General features: G+C 69.6%; 19 protein-coding genes. 17 read left to right on the top strand and 2 right to left on the bottom strand.

Annotation, left to right across the window (positions count from 1 at the left end; translation table 11 throughout):
• The first annotated feature begins 5 nt into the window (after positions 1-5).
• The 10 genes from QPK29_RS01765 (at position 6) to QPK29_RS01720 (ending at position 15,712) form a co-directional block, all read left to right on the top strand.
• Positions 6-977, top strand: a complete 972-nt coding sequence (locus QPK29_RS01765; RefSeq protein ID WP_200948884.1) for an HDOD domain-containing protein — start codon at positions 6-8, stop codon at positions 975-977.
• Between the two features lie 302 nt (positions 978-1,279).
• Positions 1,280-1,789: a chemotaxis protein CheW gene (locus tag QPK29_RS01760; protein ID WP_056329294.1), complete on the top strand. Its 510-nt coding sequence runs from the start codon at positions 1,280-1,282 to the stop codon at positions 1,787-1,789.
• Positions 1,776-3,080, top strand: coding sequence for a CheR family methyltransferase (locus tag QPK29_RS01755; protein WP_371769452.1), 1,305 nt, complete (start codon positions 1,776-1,778; stop codon positions 3,078-3,080). Before QPK29_RS01760 ends, QPK29_RS01755 begins: the two co-directional genes overlap by 14 nt.
• Positions 3,077-3,682: a chemotaxis protein CheW gene (locus tag QPK29_RS01750; RefSeq protein ID WP_371769451.1), complete on the top strand. Its 606-nt coding sequence runs from the start codon at positions 3,077-3,079 to the stop codon at positions 3,680-3,682. Before QPK29_RS01755 ends, QPK29_RS01750 begins: the two co-directional genes overlap by 4 nt.
• Before the next feature lie 15 nt (positions 3,683-3,697).
• Positions 3,698-5,332, top strand: coding sequence for a methyl-accepting chemotaxis protein (locus QPK29_RS01745; RefSeq protein ID WP_371769450.1), 1,635 nt, complete (start codon positions 3,698-3,700; stop codon positions 5,330-5,332).
• Positions 5,333-5,339: 7 nt separating this feature from the next.
• Complete coding sequence (locus tag QPK29_RS01740) at positions 5,340-7,490, top strand: hybrid sensor histidine kinase/response regulator (RefSeq protein WP_371769449.1); 2,151 nt, start codon at positions 5,340-5,342, stop codon at positions 7,488-7,490.
• A complete protein-coding gene (locus QPK29_RS01735) occupies positions 7,487-8,545 on the top strand; it encodes a chemotaxis protein CheB (RefSeq protein ID WP_371769448.1) in 1,059 nt (352 codons plus the stop codon). Before QPK29_RS01740 ends, QPK29_RS01735 begins: the two co-directional genes overlap by 4 nt.
• Positions 8,542-11,676 carry an EAL domain-containing protein gene (locus QPK29_RS01730; RefSeq protein WP_371769447.1) on the top strand — a complete coding sequence of 1,045 codons (3,135 nt, stop codon included), beginning with the start codon at positions 8,542-8,544 and terminating at the stop codon, positions 11,674-11,676. The genes QPK29_RS01735 and QPK29_RS01730 overlap by 4 nt, the downstream gene beginning before the upstream one ends.
• Before the next feature lie 115 nt (positions 11,677-11,791).
• Positions 11,792-14,317, top strand: a complete 2,526-nt coding sequence (gene galB / locus QPK29_RS01725) for a beta-galactosidase GalB (RefSeq protein WP_371769446.1) — start codon at positions 11,792-11,794, stop codon at positions 14,315-14,317.
• Between the two features lie 123 nt (positions 14,318-14,440).
• Positions 14,441-15,712, top strand: a complete 1,272-nt coding sequence (locus QPK29_RS01720) for an ATP-binding protein (protein WP_056124993.1) — start codon at positions 14,441-14,443, stop codon at positions 15,710-15,712.
• Between the two features lie 3 nt (positions 15,713-15,715).
• On the opposite strand, the gene QPK29_RS01715 is transcribed toward QPK29_RS01720, so the two are convergent.
• Positions 15,716-16,201, bottom strand: coding sequence for an MgtC/SapB family protein (locus QPK29_RS01715; RefSeq protein WP_371769445.1), 486 nt, complete (start codon positions 16,199-16,201; stop codon positions 15,716-15,718).
• 155 nt (positions 16,202-16,356) lie between these two features.
• Between QPK29_RS01715 and QPK29_RS01710 the strand changes: the two genes are divergently transcribed.
• Genes QPK29_RS01710 through QPK29_RS01685 form a run of 6 tightly spaced genes read left to right on the top strand, consistent with a single transcriptional unit; the run spans position 16,357 to position 23,432 of the window.
• Complete coding sequence (locus tag QPK29_RS01710) at positions 16,357-16,770, top strand: type IV pilin protein (protein WP_371769444.1); 414 nt, start codon at positions 16,357-16,359, stop codon at positions 16,768-16,770.
• A complete protein-coding gene (locus QPK29_RS01705; protein ID WP_371769443.1) occupies positions 16,764-17,219 on the top strand; it encodes a GspH/FimT family pseudopilin in 456 nt (151 codons plus the stop codon). Before QPK29_RS01710 ends, QPK29_RS01705 begins: the two co-directional genes overlap by 7 nt.
• Entirely contained in the window at positions 17,220-17,798 is a 579-nt protein-coding gene (locus tag QPK29_RS01700; RefSeq protein WP_371769442.1) for a type IV pilus modification PilV family protein, read from the top strand. It begins immediately after the preceding gene.
• A gap of 8 nt (positions 17,799-17,806) precedes the next feature.
• Entirely contained in the window at positions 17,807-18,859 is a 1,053-nt protein-coding gene (locus QPK29_RS01695) for a PilW family protein (RefSeq protein ID WP_371769441.1), read from the top strand.
• On the top strand, positions 18,856-19,425 hold the full coding sequence (locus QPK29_RS01690; protein ID WP_371769440.1) for a PilX N-terminal domain-containing pilus assembly protein: 570 nt from the start codon (positions 18,856-18,858) through the stop codon (positions 19,423-19,425). Before QPK29_RS01695 ends, QPK29_RS01690 begins: the two co-directional genes overlap by 4 nt.
• An 8-nt stretch (positions 19,426-19,433) precedes the next feature.
• Positions 19,434-23,432, top strand: a complete 3,999-nt coding sequence (locus QPK29_RS01685; RefSeq protein WP_371769439.1) for a pilus assembly protein — start codon at positions 19,434-19,436, stop codon at positions 23,430-23,432.
• A gap of 93 nt (positions 23,433-23,525) precedes the next feature.
• On the opposite strand, the gene QPK29_RS01680 is transcribed toward QPK29_RS01685, so the two are convergent.
• Positions 23,526-23,882 (bottom strand): hypothetical protein, encoded by a 357-nt coding sequence (locus QPK29_RS01680; protein WP_056125203.1) that lies wholly within the window; start codon positions 23,880-23,882, stop codon positions 23,526-23,528.
• Positions 23,883-23,933: 51 nt separating this feature from the next.
• Between QPK29_RS01680 and QPK29_RS01675 the strand changes: the two genes are divergently transcribed.
• A complete protein-coding gene (locus tag QPK29_RS01675; RefSeq protein ID WP_371769438.1) occupies positions 23,934-24,539 on the top strand; it encodes a hypothetical protein in 606 nt (201 codons plus the stop codon).
• Positions 24,540-24,624 lie beyond the last annotated feature (85 nt).

Below are 24,624 nucleotides of genomic sequence, written 5' to 3'. Positions count from 1 at the left end.
ATGTCATGGGTTGGATTTCTCGTTTGATGGGCGGTTCGGACGGCGGCGCCAGCCAGTCCGCGGCGGCGGCCAAGGCCGGCGAGCAGAAACTGGAGCAGGCGCGCGAAGCCGAACGCATCGGCCATGACATCGATGCGGCGTATTACCGCTGGCTGACGGGCTCGGCCCGTTTCGATGCGGCGCCGGACGTGGAACAACAGATCCTCGACGAGGTCCGGGCGCTCGCGGCCCGGCCCGGCGATGCGGCCGGGCTCGTGCCGCGCGTCCCCGAAGTGATCCCCCAGCTGCTGGGCAGCCTGGGCGCGGAAGACGTGTCGACCACCGACCTGTCGCGCCTCGTCATGCAGGATCCCGTGCTCGTGGCGGAAGTGATCCGCGAGGCCAACAGCGCGTTCTACCGCCCCATGACGAAGGTCGATACTGTCGAGGCCGCCATCAAGCTGCTGGGGCAGAACGGCCTGCGCATGGTGCTGGCGCGCGTCGCGTTCCGGCCCGTCATCAACATGGAGTCGGACGGCTTCGCGCGCCGCGTCGCGCCGCGCGTGTGGGACCAGTCCGAGCGGTGCGCGCTGGCCGCGAGCCTCATCGCGCCGGGCATCCCCGCCGGCGGCTTCGAAGCGTACCTGGCCGGCCTGATGCAGAGCGTGGGCGTGATCGTCGCGTTCCGCCTGTGCCCGGACCGCGCCGTCCCCGGTTCCACCGAGTTCAGCAGCCAATTGCTTGCGCTGGGACGGCAGCTGTCGGCCGGCATCGCGCGCCACTGGGAATTCCCGGCGGAGGTGACGCTGGCCATCGAACAGGCGGGCGCACCGGACGCGTCCAACCTCGCGCGGGCGCTCGCGCAGGGCGACCGCATCGCCAAACTGCGCCTGCTGATCGACGCCGGCACCGTGGCCGAGGACGATGCCCTCGTCACGGATGGACTCGATAGCTTCCAGCGCCGTTGCCTCGGCAAGCTGGCCCACCTCGAGACCTGATCGCATTACCCATACTCGGTGTGAGGAATGTCAATTTTTAGCAACAATATAACGATAACCCCTGTCGTTTAATTTGCGACAGAATTATCGAATTTGCGGTATTTTAAGATGCACCTGGGTGATTTATTGCTAGAAATTTCATGAAATCCACAGGTTTGGCCATTCTTCCTGCATGCGGAGCCTGTACATACGTCCATGCCCGGCACAGGGGCATCGAGACGCCGGGCATCAAGGTCCGTTAGGATCAGTCTCATGCGAAGAATGCCAGCGGTCGCATGGCATCGCATCGACAGGAGATGAGCATGAATCCCTCCGCTTTTGCGCCCGAAGCGGCGTTGCCGTCCCGGCAACCGGCAGCACTGCAGGTCCTTGAGTTCGATTGCCGCGGGCGGCGCTTCGCCGTGCCGCTGGCGACTGTGCGGCGGGCCGTGCTCAGCGCGCGGCCGGTGCCGCTGCCGGGGGCGTCCGACATCGTGCTCGGCGTGCTCGACGTGGGCGGCGCGACCGTCACCGTCCTCGATTTCGCCCTGCGCGCCACCGGCCGCCCGACGGTCATCACGCCTTCCCAGCAATTCCTCATCGTCGAGATGGACGGGGTCCTGTGCGCGCTCGTGGTGGACGCGATCGTCGGCCCCGGCACGGCGGTGCCGGACAGCGGCTGGCCGGACGCCGCGGGCGCCGCCGGCTACCTCGACGGCGTGGTGCGCCTGCCGGACGGCCTGTGCCTCGTGATCGATCCGGCCCGGTTCCTGTTCGAGCACGAACGGGTGCAGCTGACGCAGGCGTTGGGAGCGGTGGGTGAGCGCCATTGACGACATCGTCGTCGCCGACGTGTTCGACCTGGCGGCGCAGCGGGTCGAGGCCGCGACTGGCCTGACGTTCGCGGGCCTGCGCCGCCGCCAGTTCGACGCCGCCCTGGAGCGGATGGCCGGCGAGCTGGGTCTGCCGGGCGCCGCGGCGTGCGCGTCGTGGCTGCTGGCCGGGCCGTGGGACGATGCCCTCAGCGCCCTGTGCGCCCGCTTCCTCACCGTCGGCGAAACGTATTTCCTGCGCGAGCCGCGCGCCTTCGACCTCGTGTGCGACCAGGCGCGCGCGCTGCTGGCCCGGGGGACGGTGCGCCCGCTGCGCATCTGGAGCGCCGGCTGCTGCACGGGCGAGGAACCGTATTCGATCGCGCTGGCGCTGCGCCGCGACGTCCCGCAACTGCCGCCCGAACGCGTCGACATCCTCGCCACCGACCTGAACGACGCCTTCCTCGACGTCGCGCGTGCGGGCGTCTACCGGCGCTGGTCGTTCCGCCGCACCGACCCGGCCGAACTGGCCCCATTCATCCAGCCGCTCGGCGACGGCCGCTTCGAAGTCGACGCCACGCTGCGCGCCCAGGTCCGCTTCGCGCAGCTCAACCTGGCCAGCGGCACGTATCCGTCCGCCATGGACGTCATCGTCTGCCGCAACGTCCTGATGTACTTCGGGCCCGACCAGGCCGCGCGCGTCGTCGCGCGGCTGCGCGCTGCCCTCGTCGACGGCGGCTGGCTCGTCGTGAATGCGAGCGAGGCCTCGACCCGGCTGTTCCAGGGCTTTACCCCCGTGTACCTGGAGGATGCCGTGTTCTTCCGCAAGGACGCGCTGCCCGCGCCGGTGCCGGTGCCGGTGGAGCCCGCGCCGGCCGCGGCCCGGCCGGCGCGGGCGCCGCGTCCCGAACCGTTGCCGGCCGCGGCGCCGACCGCGCCGGTGGCGCCGGACGATGCGGCGATGGCGCGCGTGCACGCGCTCGCGCAGGCGGGCGGGCGCGAGGAGGCGCTGCAATGCCTGCGCCGCGCCGTCGAGGCCGAGGCGCTGTCGGCCCCGTTGCAGCAGCGTGCCGCGCTGTTCGCGCTGGAGCAGGGCGACCCGGCCCTCGCGCGCCATTGCGTGCGGCGTCTCCTGTACCTCGAACCGGACAGCGCGTTCGGCCACTACCTGTGGGCGCTGATCGAAGACGCCGCGGGCCGGCGGCCGCGCGCGCGCAGCCTGCTGCGCGACTGCCGCAGGCTGGCGGGCGCCGCCGACGCCGACGCCGAACTGGGCGGCGCGGCGGCGGCGTGGCTGGAGCGGATGTCATGACGGCCGCCTTCGACTGGGAAGCCTTGTCGCGCCGGCTCGAAGCGGCCGCCGCGGGCCTGGTCGCGCTGGACCGCATCGACCCCGGCGCCCGCGAGCGCCTGCTTGCCGCGCGTGCCGCCGCGCTGGCCGCGGCGGGCGCCGCCTCGGAAGCCGTCGCGCCCGCGGGCATCGAGGTGCTGGCCTTCCGCTGCGGGGGCGAGCGCTATGCGTTCGACACGGCGTGGGTCGCGCGCGTGCTGCCGGCGCTGCCGCTGACCGCCTTGCCCGGCGTGCCGGATGTCATCGCCGGCATCACGATGTGGGAAGGCGAGGTGCTGGCCGTCGTCGACCTGCGCGTGCTGCTCGCGCTGCCGCTGACCGAACTGGGCGATCCCGGAGCCCTGATCATCCTGCGCGGCGAGGAGAGCCGGTTCGCCGTGCTGGCCGAGGCGATCGACGGCACCCGGTGCTTTCCTCACGACTGCCTTGGGCACGACCTGCCGATGCTGGCCGACCCGGACGCCAGCTACCTGCTCGGCGTCGCCCCCGACCGCACCGCGCTGCTGGACGCGCGGCGCCTGCTTGCCGATTCCACGCTCATCGTGAATACGGACCACCAATAACAAGAGGAGATTCCCATGCGCGCCCTGGCCGACTTTTCCACCCGCGCGAAACTGATGGTCGGTTTCGGATTGATCGTCGTGGCGATGGCGCTGTCCAGCTTCTCGTCGTGGAACGGACTCGCGCGCCAGCGGGCGTTGCAGCAACGCCTGTACAACGACGACCTGGCGATCACGATGAAGGTGCTGGAACTGCGCAGCGCCATCAACCGCGAACGCGTGGCGCTGCTGTCGACGCTGGTGGCGGGCAGCACCGTGCAGGCGGGCTTCGGCCGCCAGCTCGAAGCCGAGGAAGGTGCGATCCGGGCTCTGCTCGGCGAGCTCGCCGCGCACAAGGACGCCGACCAGGCGTTTGCCGCGGACTACGCGCGCCTCGTCAACGCCTACCAGGAATACGGCGTCGTGCGCGACAACGACGTGCTGCCGCAGGTGCGGGCCGGACAGCGCGCGGCCGCCGGCGAAGCGGCGACCGGACGCCTGCAGAACACGTTCGACCGGCTCAGGACGGTCGCCGACGAGATCGCGGCGAAGCAGATGCGGGAAGCCCGCGCCCGGATGCGCGATGGCGAGGCGCTGGTGGAGACCGCGGGCGCGACGCTGATCATCCTGAACCTGGGGGTCGTCCTGCTGGCGTTCGCGAAGACGGTGTGGCTCAACCGCGCCATCGCCGTCCCGCTGCGCGAAGCGACCACCGTGGCCGCGCGCATCGCGGCCGGCGACCTGCGCGCCGACGTCCCCGCCAGCACGAGCCGCGACGAGGTCGGGCAGATGCTGCGCGCACTGGGCGACATGGTGCAGTCCTGGCGCACCGTCGCGGCCGAGACGACGCGCGGCGTCGCCACGTTGACGGGGGCCGCCGGAGAAATCCTGTCCAGCACCGCGCAGGCGGCGGCCAGCACGGCCGAGACGGCGGCGGCCGTCAGCCAGACCACTGCCACCGTCGAGGAGGTCAAGCAGACGTCGCTGCTGGCGTCCGAGAAGTCGCGCGCCGTGTCGGACGCGGCGCAGCAGGCTGCCCGCACGGCCGCAGAGGGCCGGCGCGCACTGGAAGACAGCATGAAGGGCATGGAGTCGATCCAGGAAAAGATGGAAGCCATCGCGTCCACCGTCGTCCGCCTGTCCGAGCGCAGCCACGCGATCGGCGAGATCACGGCGACCGTCGCGGGCCTCGCCGAGCAGTCGAACCTGCTGGCCGTGAACGCGGCCATCGAGGCCGCCAAGGCCGGCGAGCATGGCCGCGGCTTCGCCGTGGTGGCGCAGGAAGTCAAGAGCCTGGCCGAGCAGTCGCGCCAGGCCACGCGCCAGGTGCGCGAGATCCTCGGCGAGATCCAGAAGAGCGTGGGCGCGGCCGTGATGATCACGGAGCAGGGCGCCAGGACGGTGGCGCAGGGTGTCGAGCGGGCCGCGCAGGCCGGCGAGGCCATCCGCGGGCTGACGGACAACATGACGGAGGCGGCGCAGGCGGCGGTGCAGATCGCCGTCTCGAGCCAGCAGCAGCTGGCCGGCATGGACCAGGTGGTGCTGGCGATGGAGAACATCCAGCAGGCCAGCACGGAAAACGCCGCGGGCACGCGCCAGGCGGAGGCGTCCGCGCGCAACCTGCACGCGCTGGGGCAGTCGCTGCGCCAGACCGTGACCCGCTTCCAGTTCTGATCGCGCGATGACCGACGAAGCATTCCGGGAGCGGCTGCGCGCCATCTTCGGCGAAGAGGCGCGCGAGCACCTGGCCCAGATCGACGTGGGCCTGGTGGCGCTCGAACAGGCGGGCGCGGGCCAGCGCGACGCCCTGTTCGAACGCCTGCTGAAGGTGCTGCATACCCTCAAGGGGGCCGCGCGCACCGTCGACGAGATCGAGCTTGAGCGCCTGTGCCATGCGCTGGAAAGCATGCTGGGCGCGGCGCGCGCGGCGGGTTTGTCCGCGACGGCCGAACAGTTCGACCTGCTGCACAGGGCCGCCGCCGCCGCGCGCCAGGTCGTCGACGCGCCCGCCCTGCGCAGCCGCAAGGTGGCGGGCCTGCTGGCGGGGCAGCTCGAGACCGCCGCGGCCGGGCTGCCGGCGCAGGCGGCCGAGGCGCCGCTTCCCGACGAGGCGCCCGCGCCGGAAGGCCAAAATGAGCCGGACGCGCCGCCGGACGAGACGGAGCCGAACCGGACGGACGAGCGCATCCGGGTCGACGGCCGCTGCATCGATTCGATCCGCGCCCACGCGGAAGGCCTGCTGCCCGTCGAACTGAAGCTGCGCCACCACGTCGACGAATTGCGCGCTCTCGCGGCCGGGATCGCGACGCGGCGGCGCGAAGGCGTCGCCTCCTTCGACGCCGAAGCGGCGCGCCTCGAGCTCGCGTGCGCCCAGCTGGCCACGGGGATGGAAAACACGGGCAAGGAATTGCATGGCGTGCGCGCGCGCCTGTTCGAGGCCGTGCTGGAAACGGCGCTGGTGCCGGCCGCCGCCGCGTTCGGCGAGCTGCCCGCGCTCGTGCGCAACCTGGCGCGGGGCCGCGGCAAGCAGGTGCGGCTGGACACGCTGGGCGCCGACGTGGACCTCGACCGGCGCGTGCTGGGCGTCGTGCGCGAAGCGCTGATCCACCTCGTCACCAATGCCGTCGACCACGGCATCGAGACGCCCGACGAGCGCGCGCGCGCGGGCAAGGATCCGTCCGGGCGCATCGAGATCGCGGTGACGCAGCGCGACGCGCGCATGGTGTGCGTGTGCGTGCGCGACGACGGCGCCGGCATCGACGCGGACGCGGTCGCGCGCCGTGCCGGCGTGGACGCGGCGGAACTCGCGCAGATGAGCGAGCAGCAGCGCCTGCAGCTCGCCCTGAGGGCCGGCGTGTCGACCCGCACCGAGGTCACGTCCGTGTCGGGCCGCGGCGTGGGTCTCGCCATCGTGGCGGACAAGGTGGCGGCCAGCGGCGGCCAGCTGGTCGTGGGCACCGTGCCGGGCGCCGGTGCGTCGTTCGAACTGCTGCTGCCGGTGGGCGTGGCGAGCCTGCGCGCGCTGGTCGTGGAAGTGGCCGGCCACCGCTACGCGCTGCCGCTGGCCGGCCTGGAGGCCGTGCGCAGCGCGGCGCAGGCGGCCGTGCGCACCGTCGAGGGCCGCGAGACCGTGCTGGTGGGCGGGCGCGTGCTGCCGCTCGTGCGCCTCGCCGCGCTGTTCGGGACGGCGCGGCCCGGCAACGACGCCGACCAGGGCGTCGTGATCGCCGCGCAGGCGGGCGGCCAGGCGTTCGGCGTGCTCGTCGACGCCATCGTCGCCGAGCAGGACCTGCTGCCCAAGCCCATGGGGCCGCTGCTGCGGCGCGTGCGCTGGTTCAGCGGCGCCGCGCAGCTGGGCGACGGCACGCTTGCGCCCGTGATCGCGCTCGAGGACGTCGCCGGGCGCGGGCTCGCGGGGGCCGCCGCGGCGGCCGCGCCGGCGCCGGTGGCGGGACCGCGCAAGGTGCTCGTCGTCGAGGATTCCGTCACGTCGCGCCTGCTGCTCAAGCACATCCTCGAAGGCGCCGGCTATGCGGTGGACACCGCCGTCGACGGCCTCGACGCGCAATCGCGGCTGCGCACGGGGCGCTACGACGTGGTCGTGAGCGACGTCGAGATGCCGAACATGGACGGGCTGGCGCTCACCGCCAGCATCCGGGCGACGCCGGCCACCGCCGAGCTGCCCGTGATCCTGGTGACGTCGCTGCAGACGCCCGAGCAGCGCGAGGCCGGCCTGCGCGCGGGCGCGGACGCGTATTTCACGAAGGGCAGTTTCGACCAGGACCGCCTGCTGGCGACGGTGCAACGGGTGGCGGGGATGGAGGCATCATGATCCGGGTACTGGTGGTGGACGATTCGAATTCGGTGCGGGCGCTGCTGATGCACATCCTCGGCACGGCCCCGGGCCTGGCGGTGGTCGGGTGCGCGGCGGACGGCGAGGAAGCGCTGAAGCTCGCGCGCGAGCTGCAGCCGGACGTGATCACGATGGACCTGCACATGCCGCGCATGGACGGCTTCGAGGCCATCCGCCGCATCATGCGCGAATGCCCCACGCGCATCGTCGTCGTCAGCGGCAGCGACGACCGGGCCGAGGTCGACGCCAGCTTCCGCGCGATCGAGGCGGGTGCGCTGGTGCTGGTGCGGCGTCCGCTCGGCATCGGCAACCCGGCGCATGCGGACAGCGCGCGCGACCTCGTGCGCACGGTGAAGGCGATGGCCGAGGTGCGCGTCGTGCGGCGCTGGAGCGATGCGCGGCGCGCGGCGCGTCCGTTGCAGGGGGCGCCGCGGCGCCTCGTGGCCGTCGGTGCGTCGACGGGCGGACCGACCGTGCTGCGCGACATCCTGGCCGAACTGCCGGCCGACTATCCGCTGCCGGTCGTGATCGTGCAGCATCTCGCGCCCGGCTTCATGGACGGCCTGGCGACGTGGCTGGGCGAGGCCAGCGGCTACCCGGTGGAGGTGCTGAAGGATGGCGCCCCGCTGGCGGGCGGGCGCGCCTGCCTCGTCCCGGAAGGCTGGCAGGCGACGCTGGGCCCGGGGCTCGTCGGCCGGCTCGTGCTGGCGCCGCCGGAACACGGCATGTGCCCGTCGGTGTCGCACCTGTTCCGCGCCATCGATCCCGAACTGCGTCCGGCCACCGCCGCCGTCCTCCTGACCGGCATGGGCAAGGACGGCGCGGCCGAATTGAAGCTGTTGCGCGAGCACGGCGCGCTGACGATCGCGCAGGACCGCGCGAGCGCCGTCGTCTACGGCATGCCCGGCGAGGCGTTGCGGCTGGACGCCGCGATGCTGGTGCTCGAGCCCGCGGAAATCGGCAAGGTGCTGGCACGCTTGCCGGCCGAGCCGTTTCCGTCCTCCGTTTTTCCAACCCTTGGGGACCTTCCATGAGCACCTCTCCCGACAATGTCGTCGAACGCGGGACGGATACCGCGAACGACATCGAGATCCTGGTGGTGGAGGACAGCGCCACCCAGGCCCGCCAGCTGGCGCAGCTGCTCGAAACCGTGGGCTACCGCGTGCGCATCGCGTCCGACGGCCGCGCGGGCCTGGAGGCGGCCCGACAGCGACCGCCGACGCTCATCGTCACCGACATCAACATGCCGCGCATGGACGGCTTCGAGATGTGCAAGGCGATCAAGCAGGACCCGCACGTGCGCGACGTGCCGGTGATCCTGCTCACGTCGCTCTCCAGCCTGTACGACGTGATCAAGGGCCTGGACTGCGGCGCCGACAACTTCATCCGCAAGCCGTTCGAGGCGGACTACCTGCTGGGCCGCATCCGCTTCATCCTCGCCAACCGCGCGCTGCGCTCGAACGAGCGGGTGCAGCTGGGGATGAAGATCAACCTGGGCGGCCAGACCCATTTCATCACGGCGGAACGCCAGCAGATCTTCGACCTCCTGATCTCGACGTACGAGGAAGCGATCCACATGACGGAGCAGCTGCGCGCCCAGCAGGAGCGCATCGCCCATTCGTACCAGTCGCTGGAGGGGTTGTACCGGGTCGCGGAGGCGATCAATCCCGTGCTGTCGGAGCAGGACGTGGCCGAGCGCGCGCTCGACCGCGTGCTGGACCTGCCGGGCGTCACCGGCGCGACGATCCGGCTGCACGACCACGACGGCCGGCCCACGTTCGCCGTCGCGCGCGACGGCACCGGCGCGGTCATGGCGCCGTGCACCTGCGCCATGCCGGCGGGGCAGCAGCCGGCGGCCGTGACGCGGTCGACGTGCCGCGGCTTTCCCAGCCTGCGCGTCCCGCTGTCGACCGGCACGCGCAGCCGCGGCATGATGTGCCTGACCGTCGGCGACGGCCCGCTGGCCGAGGACGACCGCCAGGTGCTGGAGACGGTCGGCAGCCAGATCGCCGTCGCCGTCGAGCGCGCGCACCTGTACGGCAACATGGAGCGCCTGGTGGACGAACGCACGGCGGCGCTGGAATCGGAGCGTGCGCTGCTGGCGGCCGTGGTGAACCTGTCCGGGGCGCTGGTCTGCGTGGTGGACGGCGACGGCAGCATCCGGCTGTTCAATCCGGCCTGCGAGCAGACGTCGGGCTGGCGCGCGGAAGAGGTGCTGGGGCGGCCGTTCCGCGACCTGTTCCGCCGCGCCGACAACGCGCCCGTGGAATTCAATGCGTCGCCCGCCGGGACAGTGCCGGTGCAGCAGACCGGCGAATGGGTCGCGCGCGACGGGTCCGTGCGCTCCGTGATCTGGTCGTCGACCATGCTGCCCCGCGCCGACGGCAGCGTGCAGTACGTCGTCACGGCGGGCATGGACGTGACGGAGCTGCGCCGCGCCGAAGAGAGCCTGCGCTATCTCTCCAATTTCGACCGCGAGACGGGCCTGCCGAACGACGTGCTGCTGCGCGACCGCGTGCGCCAGATGCAGGCCCGCGTCATCGACGGCAAGCCGCTGCTCGGCTACATGCTGCTGCGCCTGACGCGCCTGCAGGTGATCCGCGCCAGCGTGGGCGTGGAAGCCGAACAGGCGCTGCTGCGCCAGGCCGCGAGCCGCCTGGGCGAACTCCAGGACGCCGATCTCACGGTCGCGCGCACGGGCGAGCGCACGTTCACGCTCGCCGCGCTGCGTGCGAACGAGGCGGAGATGGCCACGCTGGCGCGCCTGGTGCTGGAGCGCATGGACCAGGCGTTCGTCCACGACGACGAGGACGTGCACCTGGACCCGTGCATCGGCATCGCCCTGTTCCCGAACGATGCCGACGACTACGACGGCCTCACGCAGGACGCCGAGGCGGCGCTGCAGCGCGCCCTGGCGAGCAAGGACGAGCGCTATGCGTTCTACCGGCCGGAACTCAACGACGGGGTGTACGAGCGCTACCGCTTCGAAAACGCGCTGCGGCGCGCGCTCGAACGCGACGAGCTGATCGTGTATTTCCAGCCGCAGGCGAGCCTCGCCACGGGGCAGCTCATCGGCTTCGAGGCGCTGCTGCGCTGGCAGCATCCGGAACTGGGCCTGATCCCGCCGGGCCGCTTCATCGGCCTGGCGGAGGAGACGGGCATGGTCCTGCCCATCGGCGAGCGGGTGCTGCGGCTGGCCTGCGAACAGTCGATGGCCTGGCAGCGCGAGGGCCTGCGCGCCGTGCCGGTCTCGGTGAACCTGTCGGCGCGCCAGTTCTCGGAACGGATCGTCGAGACGGTCGCGAAGACCCTCGCCGAGACGGGGCTGGAACCGAAGCTGCTGGAACTGGAGCTGACCGAAAGCGCGTCGATGGAAGACCCGCAGAAGACCGTCGACATCCTGTGCAAGCTGAAGGAGATGGGCGTGCGCCTGGCCATCGACGATTTCGGTACCGGGTATTCGAACCTGAACTACCTGAAGCGCTTCCCCGTCGACCGCCTGAAGCTCGACCAGTCGTTCGTGCGCGACCTGACGTCCGACCCGGACGACCTGGCGATCGCGCGCGCCGTGATCGCGATGGGGCACGGCCTGAGGCTGGACGTGATCGCGGAAGGCGTCGAGACGGAAGGGCAGCTGGCGCTGCTGGCGCAGCACGGCTGCGACGAGGTGCAGGGCTACCTGTTCGGCCGGCCCGCGGCGCCCGACGACTGCGGCCGCATGCTGCGCGAGGAAAAGGCGCTCGCGCTGGACAAGCTGCAGCCGCAGCCCTATCACCGCACCCTGCTGTATGTGGATGACGAAGTGAACCTGCTGGCGGCGATCCGGCGCGCCATGCGCCAGAGCGGCTACCGCGTGCTGGTGGCGAGCAGCGCGCGCGAGGCGTTCGAGATCCTCGCGACGACCGAGGTGGGCGTCATCGTGTGCGACCAGCGCATGCGCGGGATGAGCGGCACCGAATTCCTCGCGCGCGTGAAGCAGATGTATCCGCTCGCCGTGCGCATGGTGCTGTCGGGGTACACGGACCTGCAGTCGGTGACGGATGCGGTCAACCGGGGCGCGATCTTCAAGTTCCTGACCAAACCCTGGATCGACACGGAACTGGACGAGGCGGTGCGCGAGGCGTTCGCCGAATTCGAGTCGAAACGGCTGCACGGGAACCCGTGAAGGAGGATCTGCTATCGCGCTTTTGGATACCGGCCCGGCCCATTTCATATAGCTGGGCGCGGGGAGGCTGGCTCATACTTGGGGTTTCCCTTCTCATAACCATAACGACGAGACCATGACGCTTCTTCCCCGTTCCCTCACCACCGTTGCCCTCGGCGTCGCCCTGCTGTGCGGCGGCGCGCATGCGGCCGCCGTCCGCGAACGCCAGTCGTTCGACGCCGGCTGGCGCTTCACGAAAGGCGATCCGGCCGGCAGCGCGGCACCGGACGCCGCCTCCCAGCCGGCCTTCGACGACGCCGCGTGGCGCAAGCTCGACCTGCCGCACGACTGGGGCGTCGAAGGGCCGTTCAAGCAGGAATACCCGGGCGAGACGGGCAAGCTGCCGTGGTGGGGCGTCGGCTGGTACCGCAAGCACTTCACCTTGCCCGCCGGCGATGCGGGCCGCCGCGTCTACCTGGATATCGACGGCGCCATGTCGCACGCGAAGGTCTGGGTGAACGGTCAATACGTGGGCGGGTGGCCGTACGGCTATGCGTCGTGGCGCGTGGACCTGACGCCGTACGCGAAGCCGGGCAGCGACAACGTCGTGGCGATCCGGCTGGACAATCCCGAGAAGTCCTCGCGCTGGTATCCGGGCGGCGGCATCTACCGCCACGTCTGGCTCGTCAAGACGACGCCCGTCCACGTGGCCCAGTACGGGACCTTCGTGACGACGCCGCAGGTGTCGAAGGCGCAGGCCACCGTTTCCGTGCAGGCGACGGTGGAAAGCAACGGCCGCGCGGCGCAGGTGCAGGTCGCGACCGACATCTACACGCTCGACGCGGCCGGCAAGCGCGGCGCGGCGCCGGTCGCGCGCCAGGCGGCCACGAAGGTCACCAAGGTGGAGGCGGATCGCCAGGCCCAGCTCACGCAGACGCTGACGGTGCCGCAGCCGAAGCTATGGAGCATCGCGAGCCCGCAGCGCTACGTGGCCGTCACCACCGTCACGGAAAACGGCCAGGTGACGGACGTGGTCGAGACCCCGTTCGGCATCCGCAGCGCCGTGTTCGACGCGAACAACGGCTTCCTGCTGAACGGCCAGCGCGTGCCGCTGAACGGCGTGTGCATGCACCACGACCTGGGCGCGCTGGGCAGCGCGATCAACGAGCGCGCCCTCGAACGCCAGCTGGAACTGCTGCGCGAGATGGGCACGAACGCGATCCGCACGAGCCACAACCCGCCGGCGCCGGAGCTGCTGGACCTCGCCGACCGCATGGGCTTCGTCGTGCTGGACGAGGCGTTCGACATGTGGCACGAAAAGAAGACGCCGAACGACTACCACACGTCGTTCGACGAATGGCACGAGAAGGACCTGCGCGCCCAGATCCGGCGCGACCGCAACCACCCGAGCGTGATCGCCTGGAGCACCGGCAACGAGATCCCGGAGCAGGGCAAGCCGGAAGGCTGGAAGCTGGCCGCGCACCTGGCCGAGATCGCGCGCGGCGAAGACCGCACGCGCCCCGTCACGTCCGCGTACAACCACACGGATTCCGGCTACAACGGCTTCCAGAACGTGGTCGACATCTTCGGCTACAACTACAAGCCGGGCGAGTACGGCAAGATGCATGCGTCCGCGCCCTACCTGCCGATCTACGGCAGCGAGACCGCATCGACGGTCAGCTCGCGCGGCGAGTACTTCTTCCCGGTCAGCGACGACAAATCGAAAGGCGCCGCCAACTTCCAGGTCAGCAGCTACGACCTGACGGCGCCGCCGTGGGCGACGTCGCCCGACGTCGAATTCAAGGGCCAGGACGACAATCCGTTCGTGGCGGGCGAATTCGTGTGGACCGGCTTCGACTACCTGGGCGAGCCGACGCCGTACAACGACGACACGACGAACCTGCTGAACTTCACCGATCCCGCCCAGCAGGCGCGCGCCGCGCAGGAACTGGCGACGCTGAAGAAGATCGCGATGCCGTCGCGCAGCTCGTACTTCGGCATCATCGACCTGGCCGGCTTCAAGAAGGACCGCTTCTACTTGTACCAGGCCCGCTGGCGTCCGGAACTGCCGATGGCGCACCTGCTGCCGCACTGGAACTGGCCGGAGCGCGTGGGCCAGGTGACGCCGGTGCATTTGTACACATCCGGCGACGAGGCGGAGCTGTTCCTGAACGGCAAATCGCTGGGACGCAAGAAGCGCGGCCCGCGCGACTACCGCCTGCGCTGGGACGACGTCGTCTACCAGCCCGGCACCTTGAAAGCGGTCGTGTACAAGAAGGGCAAGCGCTGGGCCGAGGACACCGTCGCGACGACGGGCGCGCCCGCGAAGCTGCTCGTGTCGGCCGACCGGGCGAAGCTGCGCGCGGATGGGAAGGACTTGTCGTTCGTGACGGTCACGATCGCCGACAAGGACGGCCGTCCGGTACCGCGCACGCATGACCGCATCACCTTCAAACTGTCCGGGCCGGGCGCGATCGTCGCGACGGACAATGGCGACGCGACCGACCTGGAAGCGTTCCAGTCGCTGCAGCGCAAGGCGTTCAACGGCCTGGCGCTGGCCATCGTGAAGACGAAGGCGGGCGAAGCGGGCAAGCTGACCCTGACGGCCAGCGCCGACGGGCTCGAAGGCGCGCAGGTGACGCTGGACACCCAGGCGCAGTAAGGCCGACTGTTGTAATCAGGCGATAGCGACCGAAACTCTTGCATGCAAGAGTTTCAAGAAAGCCCCCACGCTCGGCGTTTCCTCCGGATAATGGAAATTCCGTAGATACGCCGAGCCAACGCCATGGAATTTGAAGTTTTCGAATCGCTATCGTCGAGCCCCGCGCCGGCCGAAGCCGCGTCGCCCCTGGTCCGGCTGCAATACCTGATCGACAACACGCCGGCGATCATCTACACCACCGTGCCCAGCGGCGACTTCAAGATGACGTTCGTGAGCAACAATGCCTACAACGTCCTCGGCTACCGGCCGGAAGAGATGCTGGCCGATCCGAACTTCTGGTTCGACCATCTCCACCCGGACGACGCCCCGACCATCTTTTCCAGCCTGGCCCAGCTGTTCGTGGAAGGCGAGCGCACCTACGAATACCGGTTCCGCACCGCGAGCGGCGAGTTCGTGTGGATGCACGACCGCCTGCGCCTGATCCGCGACGAGCACGGCACGCCGGTGGAAGTCATCGGCTCGCTGACGGACATCACCTCGCGCAAGAACATGGAGCAGAAACAGCAGCAGCTGATCGCCCGCCTGAGCGAGGCGCACGAGCAGTTGCTGCAGTCGGAAAAGATGGCGTCGATCGGCCAGCTGGCGGCCGGCGTCGCGCACGAGATCAACAACCCGATCGGCTTCGTCAACTCCAATATGGGGACGTTGGGGCACTACGTGGACACGCTGCTGAACGTGGTGGACGCGTACGGCGAGGCGGTGCAGAAGGCGGCGCCCGGCTCGGCGCTGACGGCGCAGATCGAGGCGATCAACCGCGAGGCCGACCTCGGCTACCTGAAGGACGACATCGCCGACCTCGTGAGCGAGTCGATGGACGGCCTGAAGCGCGTGAAGGACATCGTCCAGGCGCTGAAGGATTTTTCGCACGTCGGCCAGAACGACTGGCAGTACGCGGACGTGCACGCGGGCCTCGACACCACGCTCAACATCGTCGCCAACGAGATCAAGTACAAGGCGACGGTCGAGAAGCACTACGGCAAGCTCCCGGAAATCAAGTGCCTGGCCTCGCAGCTGAACCAGGTGTTCATGAACCTGCTCGTGAATGCCGCCCAGGCCATCAAGAGCAAGGGCGTGATCACGATCGCCACCGGGGCGAGCGAGGGCTGGGTGTGGGTGAAGATCAGCGACAACGGCTGCGGCATCCCGCAGGACAACCTGAAACGCATCTTCGAACCGTTCTTCACCACCAAGCCGGTGGGCAGCGGGACGGGCCTCGGCCTGTCGCTGTCGTACAGCATCGTCAACAAGCACGGCGGGCGGATCGACGTGGCCTCGAAGCCGGACGTCGGCACCGTCTTCACGATCAAGCTGCCGGTGGTGCCGCCGGCGTCCTGACGCTCATTCCTCGTGCAGGGTGATCGCCTGCTTTTCCTTTTCCGGCTTGTCCAGCCAGCGCCGGTGCAACGCCCGCTCGATGGGCTTGCCGCACACGAACAGGAGGAACACGAGGACGAGGGCGATCGCGGCGATCTGCCAGGAGCCCATGCCGCACAGGATGCCGAGGATGGCCGTGATCCAGATCGACGCGGCCGTCGTCAGGCCCCGTACGCGGTCGCTGCCGTTGTCGCGGATGATCACGCCCGAGCCGAGGAAGCCGATGCCCGTCACCAGTCCCTGGATCACGCGGCTGGCGGCGGACGCATCGGCCTGGCCGTCGCCCGTGAGGAAATTGGCGCCGGCGAGGGTCAGCACGCAGGCGCCCAGGCATACGAGTCCCAGGGTGCGGATGCCGGTGGGCTTGCCGTGCAGGTTGCGGTCCAGGCCGATCAGGCCGCCGACGAGGACCGAGGCCGTCAGGCGCAACAGGATGTCGAGGTAGTCCATGCGTCGGGTTGTTGTCGAGAGGACACTATTGTACCGGCGTTGGCCTGTCTCGCACGTCAATCGAGTGTCGTGCATATGCCACGGACTGACACATTCTGATAGAATTTCCACATGGAAATATGTAATGTTGGCCCACGCGCCCCATGAGGTCCATCATGTCTTACCGAATTCCGCACATTACTGCGCGCCGCTCCCGCGGCTTTACCCTGATCGAACTGCTGATCGTGGTGGCCATCGTCGGCATCCTCGCGTCCATCGCGCTGCCCGCCTACGGCAAATATCTCGTGCGCGGCAACCGCGCGGCGGCGCAGGCGTATCTGCTCACGCTGGCGCAGGCGCAGGCGCAGTATTTCGCCGACGCCCACGAGTACGCGGGCACGCCGACCGCACTCAACCTGCCCGTGCCGGCCGAGGTTGCGAGTTACTATGACGTCAGCATCGACGCCGCCGCCGGCCCGCCGCCGTCCTTCACGATCACGGCCAGGCCGGTGATCGGGTCGCGCCAGGCCGGCGACGGCAATCTCACCATCGACAACAGCGGCGCCCGGACGCCGTCCAACCTATGGTAATGCGTGCGCGCGGCTTCACGCTGATCGAACTGATGACGGTCGTGGCCATCACCGCGATCCTGTCGGCCATGGCCGCGCCGGCGTTCAAGAGCCTCGTCGCGGGCCAGCGCGCGCGCACCGCCAGCACCGACCTGTACGCGGCCCTCGTGCTCGCGCGCAGCGAAGCGATCAAGCGCGCTACCCAGGTGACCCTGGAACCCGCCGCCGACACCTGGCAGGCCGGCTGGCGCATCCCGAATCCGTCCGATACCGGCCACCCGGTCGCGAACCACGGCCCGGTGCAGGGCGCGACGATCACCGGCCCGGACGCCGTCGTGTACCTGCCCAACGGCCGCGTCGCGAGCGATGCGCCGCCGTCGTTCGACGTCGCCGTCGACGGCGCGGAAACCCACCGCTGCGTGCAGGTGGACCTGAGCGGGCGTCCGCGCCTGCAGGCGTCGGGGTGCTGAATGCGGCGCGCGCGGACACTCCCCAGTGCGGGCCTGAGCCTCGTCGAAGTGCTCGTGACCGTCGTCATCCTCGCGTTCGGCCTGCTGGGCATCGCCGCGCTGCAGGCCAAGGTGCAGGTGGGATCGATCGAGGCCTACCAGCGCGCCCAGGCCGTCGTGCTGGTGGATGACATGCGCGCCCGCATCCTCGGCAATTCGGCCCATGCGGCCGACTACGTGACGGCGGCGGCGCTCGGCAAGAACGACGACCAGCCCACCGACTGCACCACCCTGGCCATCGGCAGCGCGCGCGACCAGTGCGAATGGAGCCAGGAATTGAAAGGCGCCGCCGAGCAGACCGGCGCGGGCGCGGCGACCGGCGCGATGATCGATGCGCGCGGCTGCGTCGAGCAGCTGCAGGCGCCCGACCCGACGGCCGGCGTGTGCAAGCCGGGCATCTATCGCGTGAGCGTGGCGTGGCAAGGGCTGCATCCGACCAAGGCGTCGGGCCTCGCGTGCGGCGCCAACCAGTACGGACCGGACGCGAACCGCCGCGCGATCGCCGTGCAGCTGGCGGTCGGCCTGCCGTCGTGCACCTAGGAGACGTGATGGTTGCCGCACCTCTGCCCAAGCGCCGGTCCGCCGGCTTTTCCCTGCCCGAGCTGCTCGTGTCGGTGACGATGGGCCTGTTGATCGTCGTCGGCATGGTCACGCTGTTCTTCCACAACAGCCGCGCCCAGGCCGAGATCGAGCGCGCCAACCGCCAGATCGAGAGCGGCCGCTATGCCGTCGACCTGCTCGGGAACGATTTGCGCAATGCCGGTTTCTACGGCGAATTCGACCCGACGCTGCTGCCCGACCCGGCGGCCGTTCCCGACCCGTGCGCCGCCACCTTGGCCGCGTTGAAGGCCATGCTGCCGCTGCACGTGCAGGGATTCAGCCCCGCCGACACGCTGCCGTCGTGCGTGTCCGACGTGCGCGCGGGCACGGCTCTCGTCGTCGTGCGCCATACCCGGGCCTGCGTCAACGGGGATCCGAACTGCAGTGCCAACGATCCGGCCGGACCGCTGTTCCAGGCGTCGTTGTGCGGCGGCGCGGGCGAGCTGGGTTCGGCCGACCCGGCCAACTGGTATGCGCTGGACACCGATCCGGCCCAGCTGCTGCGTACCCGGCGCGACTGCACGACGGCGGCCGTCGCGCGCCGCTACCAAACGCATATCTATTACGTCGCCAACAACGACGAGCCGGACGACGGCATCCCCACGTTGAAGCGCGCCGAACTGCGCTACGTCGACAACACGTTGAAGTTCGTGAAGGTGCCGCTGGTGGAGGGCGTGGAAGACCTGCAGGTCGAATACGGCATCGACACGCATGGCGACGGGAGCGTCGGGGTCACGACGAGCGCGCCGGCCGGCGCCAACGGCTGCACCGCGCCGGCGTGCGCGGTCTCGAACTGGCGCAACGTGGTCGCCGTGCGCCTGCACGTGCTGGCGCGCAGCCCGAGCACGACGCCCGGCTGGACCGACACGAAGACCTACAATCTCGGCACGGCCGCCGACGGCAGCGCGCGCACGGCGGGGCCGTTCAACGACGGCTACAAGCGCCACGTGTTCCAGACGCTCGTGACCCTGGCTAATCCGGTGGGAAGGAAACAGCCATGAGGACCCCGCGCCGCGAGCAGGGCATCACGCTGGTGACCGCCCTGATCATGCTCCTGCTGCTCACGATGCTGGCGCTGGCCAGCGTCAACCTGGGCAATTCGAACCTGCAGGTGGTCGGCAACATGCAGCGCCGCGACCAGGCCCTGGCCGCGGCGCACGCCGTGCTGGAAGAGACGATCAGTTCGCCGACGTTCACGCAGACGCCGAACAGCGCGCTGTCGAACACGTGCGGCGCGCCGAACCAGCGCTGCGTCGATACGGACGGCGACGGCAAGACCGACATCAAGGTCACCCTCAGCCCGCCGCCCAGCTGCGTGAAGGTCCAGCCGATCAAGAATTCCGACCTCGACCTGAACCAGGACGAAGACATCGGCTGCGCCGTCGGCGCCTCGCAGATGCACGGCGTGGAAGGTGCGTCGGACGGCAATTCCGACTGCGACAACAGCGTCTGGGACGTGAGCGCGGTCGCCACCGACGACGCGACGCAAGCCTCCGTCAAGGTCGTCCAGGGTGTCGCCGTGCGCATCGCCCGCGACGACGTCGCCACCAACTGCCCGCAACCGTGAGCCAGCCCATGATCCGTTCCACACTCGCCCTGGCGCTCTGCGCGAGCCTCGCCGGCCTGCCAGTCGTCGCGGCCGCCGACGACATCGACATCTTCACCGGCGCCTCCGCCGGCAACAACATCAACCCGCGCATCCTGATCGTGCTCGACAACACGTCGAACTGGGCGCGCCAGAGCCAGCAATGGCCGGGCGGACTGCAGCAGGGCCAGTCGGAAGCGCGCGCGATCAGCAACCTCTTGACCACGCTGGACAGCACGGTCAGCCTGGGCCTGATGGAATTCGTCACGGGCGGCAATGCGAACGACGACGGCGGCTTCATCCGCTCCGCCATCCGCCCCCTCGACAACTCGGCCAAGACGAGCTTCACGAGCCAGCTCTCGACCATCTACAACGGCATCAATTCGCCGAACGAGAAGCGCAATTCGCACACGCCGTACGGCGACCTGATGTACGACGTCTATAACTACTTCGCCGGCGCCGACGCGTATTCGCCGGGCGGCGTCATCGCCAGCATCGCGGATGCCGCCGGCTACACGACGCCGTATTCCACGTTCCGCTCGCCGCTGACGGCCGCGAACACGTGCGGCAAGAGCTTCGTGATCTTCATCGGCAACCCGAACGCGAGCGGCCCGGCCAGCGACTCCTCGGCCAACACCGCGCTGCTCAACCAGCTCAACGGCAGCACCGTGAGCCAGTTGGGGCTGCCGAACTTCACGACGCAGAACGCGACGACGACCAGCAACCTGGGCGTCACGAACGCCTGCTACGCGAACCCCGCGGACGCGGCCGGCGAGGCCGACGCGTACGCGGCGCAGTGTTCGACGTTCACGGAAGGCTGCTCGATCGGCGCGGCGACGGCCAACGTGAACCCGATCGCCTGTCCGGCCGGCAGCCGCTCGTACACCGTGACGCAATCCGTCTACCATCCGGCGACGACGAGTCCGGGGCAGCCGGTGCCGGGCACGGTCACGACGGCGACCGGCACGACGAGCGGCTATTACGCGACGGCGGCCGACGTCCCCACCGGCGACCACGGCGGCCTGACGTGCCCGGCCACGCAGACGACCACGAACGGCACCAGCACGACCACGACGACCTACAGCTGCGCGTACACGGTGGGTGCGGCCGTCGGCACCGCGACGACGGCGACGGACACCGCCACCGCCGCGCAGGACCCGGACGGGAAGGGCGCCGGCTGCTACACCGGCGTCGGCACGGCGGCCGGCAACTGGAATCCGGCCACGACGACGGACTTCGGCGGCCTGTCCTGCCCAACCAACAGCAGCTGCACGTATTCCGGCGAGCTGTCCAGCAATGCGGGCGGCTGCAAGGGCAACGGCTATCGCCAGGTGACGGTGAAGCAGACCGCCACCGCGAAGCGCCAGTACACGATCACGCAGACGATCTCGCCCACGTCGATCAGCAACACGACGACGCCGCCCTACACGACGACCACGAACCTCGGCATGACGTCCCAGTGCCATGCGACGCCGCCGGCGTCGACGTCGGACTACGCCGCGTCCTGCACGGGCACGAACATCAGCTGCACGTACAACAACACGCCGACCAGCACCACGCTGGCATCCTGCCCGGCCGGCACGAGCGCGTACAACATCGTCGGCACGAACACCGTGCTGACCGACGTCCCGACGGGCACCACGTCGACCGACACGGGGCCGCGCAACGCCGACGAATGGTCGCGGCTCCTGCACGACAAGGGCGTGCCGGTCCCCGGCTCGACGACCGTGCGCTCGCCCGTGACGACGTACACGATCGACGTCTACAACGCCCAGCCGAACGCCACCCACACGGCCCTGCTGATGAGCATGGCCAAGGCCGGCGGCGGCAAGTACTTCGCCGCCAAGAACGAGCAGGCGATCCTCGACGCGCTGCGCCAGATCATCATCGAGATCCAGGCCGTGAACACGACGTTCGCCTCGACCAGCCTCCCGGTCAACGCGACGAACCGCTCGCAGAACGAGAACCAGGTCTTCATCGGCATGTTCCGTCCGGATCCGGACGCGAAGCCGCGCTGGTTCGGCAACCTCAAACGCTACCAGCTGATCGCCAGCGGCGCCAACATCGAGCTGGGCGACGTCAACGGCAAGATCGCCGTGAACACGCTGACCGGCTTCGTCACGCCGTGCGCGGCGAGCTACTGGACGTCGGACTCGGGCACGTACTGGAGCGGGCTCGGTATCAATCCCGACCCGGCGGGCGCCTGCGCGCCGGATGGCGTGAGCGTCTATTCCGACCTGCCGGACGGTCCGCAGGTGGAGAAGGGCGGCGCGGCGGAGATCCTCAGGCAGGGTAACGTGGCCGGCACGTGGAGCGGCAACCAGGCCGTCAACCGCAACATGCTGACCCTGTCGGGCACCACGCTGGCCACGTTCAACACGGCCAGCACGGGCCTGGCCGCGAACCTCGTCAATTTCATCCAGGGCGCGGACGTCAACAACGAAAAGGGCACGGGCGCCACGACGACGACGCGGCCCTCGATCCACGGCGACGTGATCCACTCGCGCCCGCTGCCGGTGAACTATGGCGGCACCACCGGCGTGCGCGTGTTCTACGGCGCCAACGACGGCGCGCTGCATGCGGTGAACGCGAATACGGGCGTCGAGGCCTGGTCGTTCGTCGCGCCCGAGTTCTTCGGCCGCCTGCAGCGCCTGATGGACAATTCTCCGCTCGTCAGCTACCCGAACCTGAGCAGCGCAATCTCGCCGGCGCCGGCGCGCAAGGATTACTTCTTCGACGGGTCGATCGGCCTGTACCAGAATGCCGACAACTCGAAGGTGTGGATCTTCCCCGCGATGCGGCGCGGCGGGCGCATGCTGTACGGCCTGGACGTCACCCATCCCGACCAGCCGGCGTACAAGTGGAAGGCGGGTTGCCCGAACCTGACCGACGACGTCGGCTGCACGGCCGGCATGTCGGGCGTCGGCCAGACGTGGTCGACGCCGAACGTCGCCTTCATCAAGGGGTATTCGACGACGACGCCCGTGCTGGTCGTCGGCGGCGGCTACGATGCCTGCGAGGACGCCGACACGGCGTCGCCGTCCTGCGGCAGCGGCAAAGGCGGCTTCGTGTACGTGCTGGATGCGAACACGGGCGCGGTGATCCGTTCGTTCGCGACCGACCGCGGCGTGGTTGCCGACGTGGCCCTCGTCGACGTCGACAACGACGGCTATCCCGACTACGCCTATGCGGCCGACCTGGGCGGCGGCATCTACCGGGTCGACTTCGTGGGCAGCTATGCGGGCCGCACGCCGCTCGCGTCGGAGTCGTGGAGCGCGCGCAAGGTCGCGTACACGGCGGGCGCCGGCCGCAAGTTCCTGTTCGCGCCGGCGCTGCTGGCCATCCAGGGCAAGGTCTACGTGGCGCTGGGCAGCGGCGACCGCGAGCATCCGCTGCAGTCGCAATACCCGTATGCCGACGTGACCAACCGGTTCTACGTCTACCTGGACGACCTGACGGCGGCCACCGGTACGCCCGCGACGGACATGGACGCGATGACGGACTACACGACCAACACGAACTGCGCCGCCGCGAAGGTGCTGCCGAATTCGGGGACGAAGGGCTGGTTCATGGACCTGAACCAGTACGGGCAGGGCGAGCAGGTGGTGACGTCGGCGCTGATCGCGAGCGGCATGATCACGTTCAGCACGAACCGTCCGATCCCGCCCGACGCGGCCAGCTGCTCGACGTCGCTGGGCGAGGCGCGCGGCTACTGGGTCAACCTGCTGAATGGTTCGGGCGCCATCAACGTGCCGGGCCTGTGCGGCGGCGCGCGCTCGTCGATCTTCGTGGGCGGCGGCCTGCCGCCGTCGCCGGTGAAGGCCAGCAGCGTGCCGATCGGGGGCAAGGCGGTGTCGGTCGTGCTGGGTGCCGTGCAGAAGGGCGGCGCGGCGTCGGCGGGGGCCAGCGTGTCGATCTCGCCGCAGCGGATCCGGCCGGCGATTGCGCAGAAGCGCAAGCGGGTCTATACCTACACGGCCGGGGACTAAAACGTCGTCGTCCCCGCGAAGGCGGGGATCCACCTTGCCAGCACTGCCGCGATGCATCGAACTTTGGTTCCCGCCTGCGCGGGAACGACGTCTTTAGGCTTTTTCGACTGCCTTGACCATGCACTTCGACAGCTTGTCGAAGTGCGCCAGCGCCGCCTGCGTGAGCGTCACCTGCTTGCGCCTCGTGTCCTCGGTGTCGGTCAGCATGATCCAGCCCTTCTCGCGCATCGACGTCAGGCGGCTGTGGACGGTGGCCGGTGCACCGAGTTCCTTCTTGGCCATCATGTCGCGCACGCACAGGCGTTCGCCATCCTGCATGGCGCGCGCGACGGTGCCGAGGATGCGTTCTTCCAGCGGGTCGAGCGAGGGCAGGGACGGCAACCCGCGCAAGGCTTCCGCGAGTTGCAGAAAGCGCAGATAGATATCAGCGGGACGGGTCGATTTGCTCATGCGCAGATTATAATGCGATAGCCACGCGAACTCCATCACCTACAAACCTTCATGCCATTCCGTTTAACTCCTGGTAACCACGCTGGACCGGGCGTATCCGACCGCGCCGGTGTCGCCTGCGCGAGCGTCGTCGGCTCGGCGGTGTTCTACCTGCTGCTGGCGCGGTTGCAGGACTGGGTGTTCCCCAACGTCGAGTTCATGCGCGGGGTCGGCTGGATCTACCTGCCGGCAGGCGCACGGCTGCTGTGCCCGTTGCTGCTGGGCTTGCCCGGCGCCGTCGGCGTCCTGGTGGGGTCGTGGTGCGAATGCTTCTTCCACCTGTATCCGGACGATCCCGTGCGCTCCTTTGCCGGCGGCATCAGCTCGGCGCTCGCGCCCTACCTGGTGTATCTGTTCGCGCTGCGGGTGCTGGGCATGCAGGCGTCGCTGGCCAACCTGACGTCGCGCCGCCTGCTGCTGCTCGTGCCGCTGTTCGGCGTGGCCAGCCCGCTGATGCACCATCTGTGGTTCTGGATGCATGGCGACCAGGTCGACCTGGCGCAGGGCTTCGCCGTCATGGCGGCCGGCGACATGCTGGGCGCGCTCGTGGTCCTGTACGCGCTGAAGGGCATGCTGGGACTGCTGCCGACGCCGGCGCCCCGCCGCAAGGATCTTTAATGACGCTGCGGACATGATTCCGCTGCGGATTCATGAATCCCATTCATAAGGTCAAGCAATCCCGGCCGGTCCCACACGGCAGGTT

Source organism: Massilia orientalis (genome assembly GCF_030411975.2).
Lineage (GTDB): Bacteria > Pseudomonadota > Gammaproteobacteria > Burkholderiales > Burkholderiaceae_D > Telluria > Telluria orientalis.
This window is presented reverse-complemented; position numbering and strand designations above follow the sequence as displayed.

Bases quoted from the DNA above. Each gene is read 5' to 3' on its own strand.
- QPK29_RS01705 (WP_371769443.1), top strand. From the start codon at position 16,764: ATGGTAATGCGTGCGCGCGGCTTCACGCTGATCGAACTGATGACGGTC.
- QPK29_RS01680 (WP_056125203.1), bottom strand. From the start codon at position 23,882: ATGAGCAAATCGACCCGTCCCGCTGATATCTATCTGCGCTTTCTGCAA.
- QPK29_RS01715 (WP_371769445.1), bottom strand. From the start codon at position 16,201: ATGGACTACCTCGACATCCTGTTGCGCCTGACGGCCTCGGTCCTCGTC.
- QPK29_RS01700 (WP_371769442.1), top strand. From the start codon at position 17,220: ATGCGGCGCGCGCGGACACTCCCCAGTGCGGGCCTGAGCCTCGTCGAA.
- QPK29_RS01710 (WP_371769444.1), top strand. From the start codon at position 16,357: ATGTCTTACCGAATTCCGCACATTACTGCGCGCCGCTCCCGCGGCTTT.
- QPK29_RS01765 (WP_200948884.1), top strand. From the start codon at position 6: ATGGGTTGGATTTCTCGTTTGATGGGCGGTTCGGACGGCGGCGCCAGC.
- QPK29_RS01675 (WP_371769438.1), top strand. From the start codon at position 23,934: ATGCCATTCCGTTTAACTCCTGGTAACCACGCTGGACCGGGCGTATCC.
- QPK29_RS01740 (WP_371769449.1), top strand. From the start codon at position 5,340: ATGACCGACGAAGCATTCCGGGAGCGGCTGCGCGCCATCTTCGGCGAA.
- QPK29_RS01735 (WP_371769448.1), top strand. From the start codon at position 7,487: ATGATCCGGGTACTGGTGGTGGACGATTCGAATTCGGTGCGGGCGCTG.
- QPK29_RS01690 (WP_371769440.1), top strand. From the start codon at position 18,856: ATGAGGACCCCGCGCCGCGAGCAGGGCATCACGCTGGTGACCGCCCTG.
- QPK29_RS01730 (WP_371769447.1), top strand. From the start codon at position 8,542: ATGAGCACCTCTCCCGACAATGTCGTCGAACGCGGGACGGATACCGCG.
- QPK29_RS01750 (WP_371769451.1), top strand. From the start codon at position 3,077: ATGACGGCCGCCTTCGACTGGGAAGCCTTGTCGCGCCGGCTCGAAGCG.
- QPK29_RS01745 (WP_371769450.1), top strand. From the start codon at position 3,698: ATGCGCGCCCTGGCCGACTTTTCCACCCGCGCGAAACTGATGGTCGGT.
- galB (WP_371769446.1), top strand. From the start codon at position 11,792: ATGACGCTTCTTCCCCGTTCCCTCACCACCGTTGCCCTCGGCGTCGCC.
- QPK29_RS01695 (WP_371769441.1), top strand. From the start codon at position 17,807: ATGGTTGCCGCACCTCTGCCCAAGCGCCGGTCCGCCGGCTTTTCCCTG.
- QPK29_RS01720 (WP_056124993.1), top strand. From the start codon at position 14,441: ATGGAATTTGAAGTTTTCGAATCGCTATCGTCGAGCCCCGCGCCGGCC.
- QPK29_RS01760 (WP_056329294.1), top strand. From the start codon at position 1,280: ATGAATCCCTCCGCTTTTGCGCCCGAAGCGGCGTTGCCGTCCCGGCAA.
- QPK29_RS01685 (WP_371769439.1), top strand. From the start codon at position 19,434: ATGATCCGTTCCACACTCGCCCTGGCGCTCTGCGCGAGCCTCGCCGGC.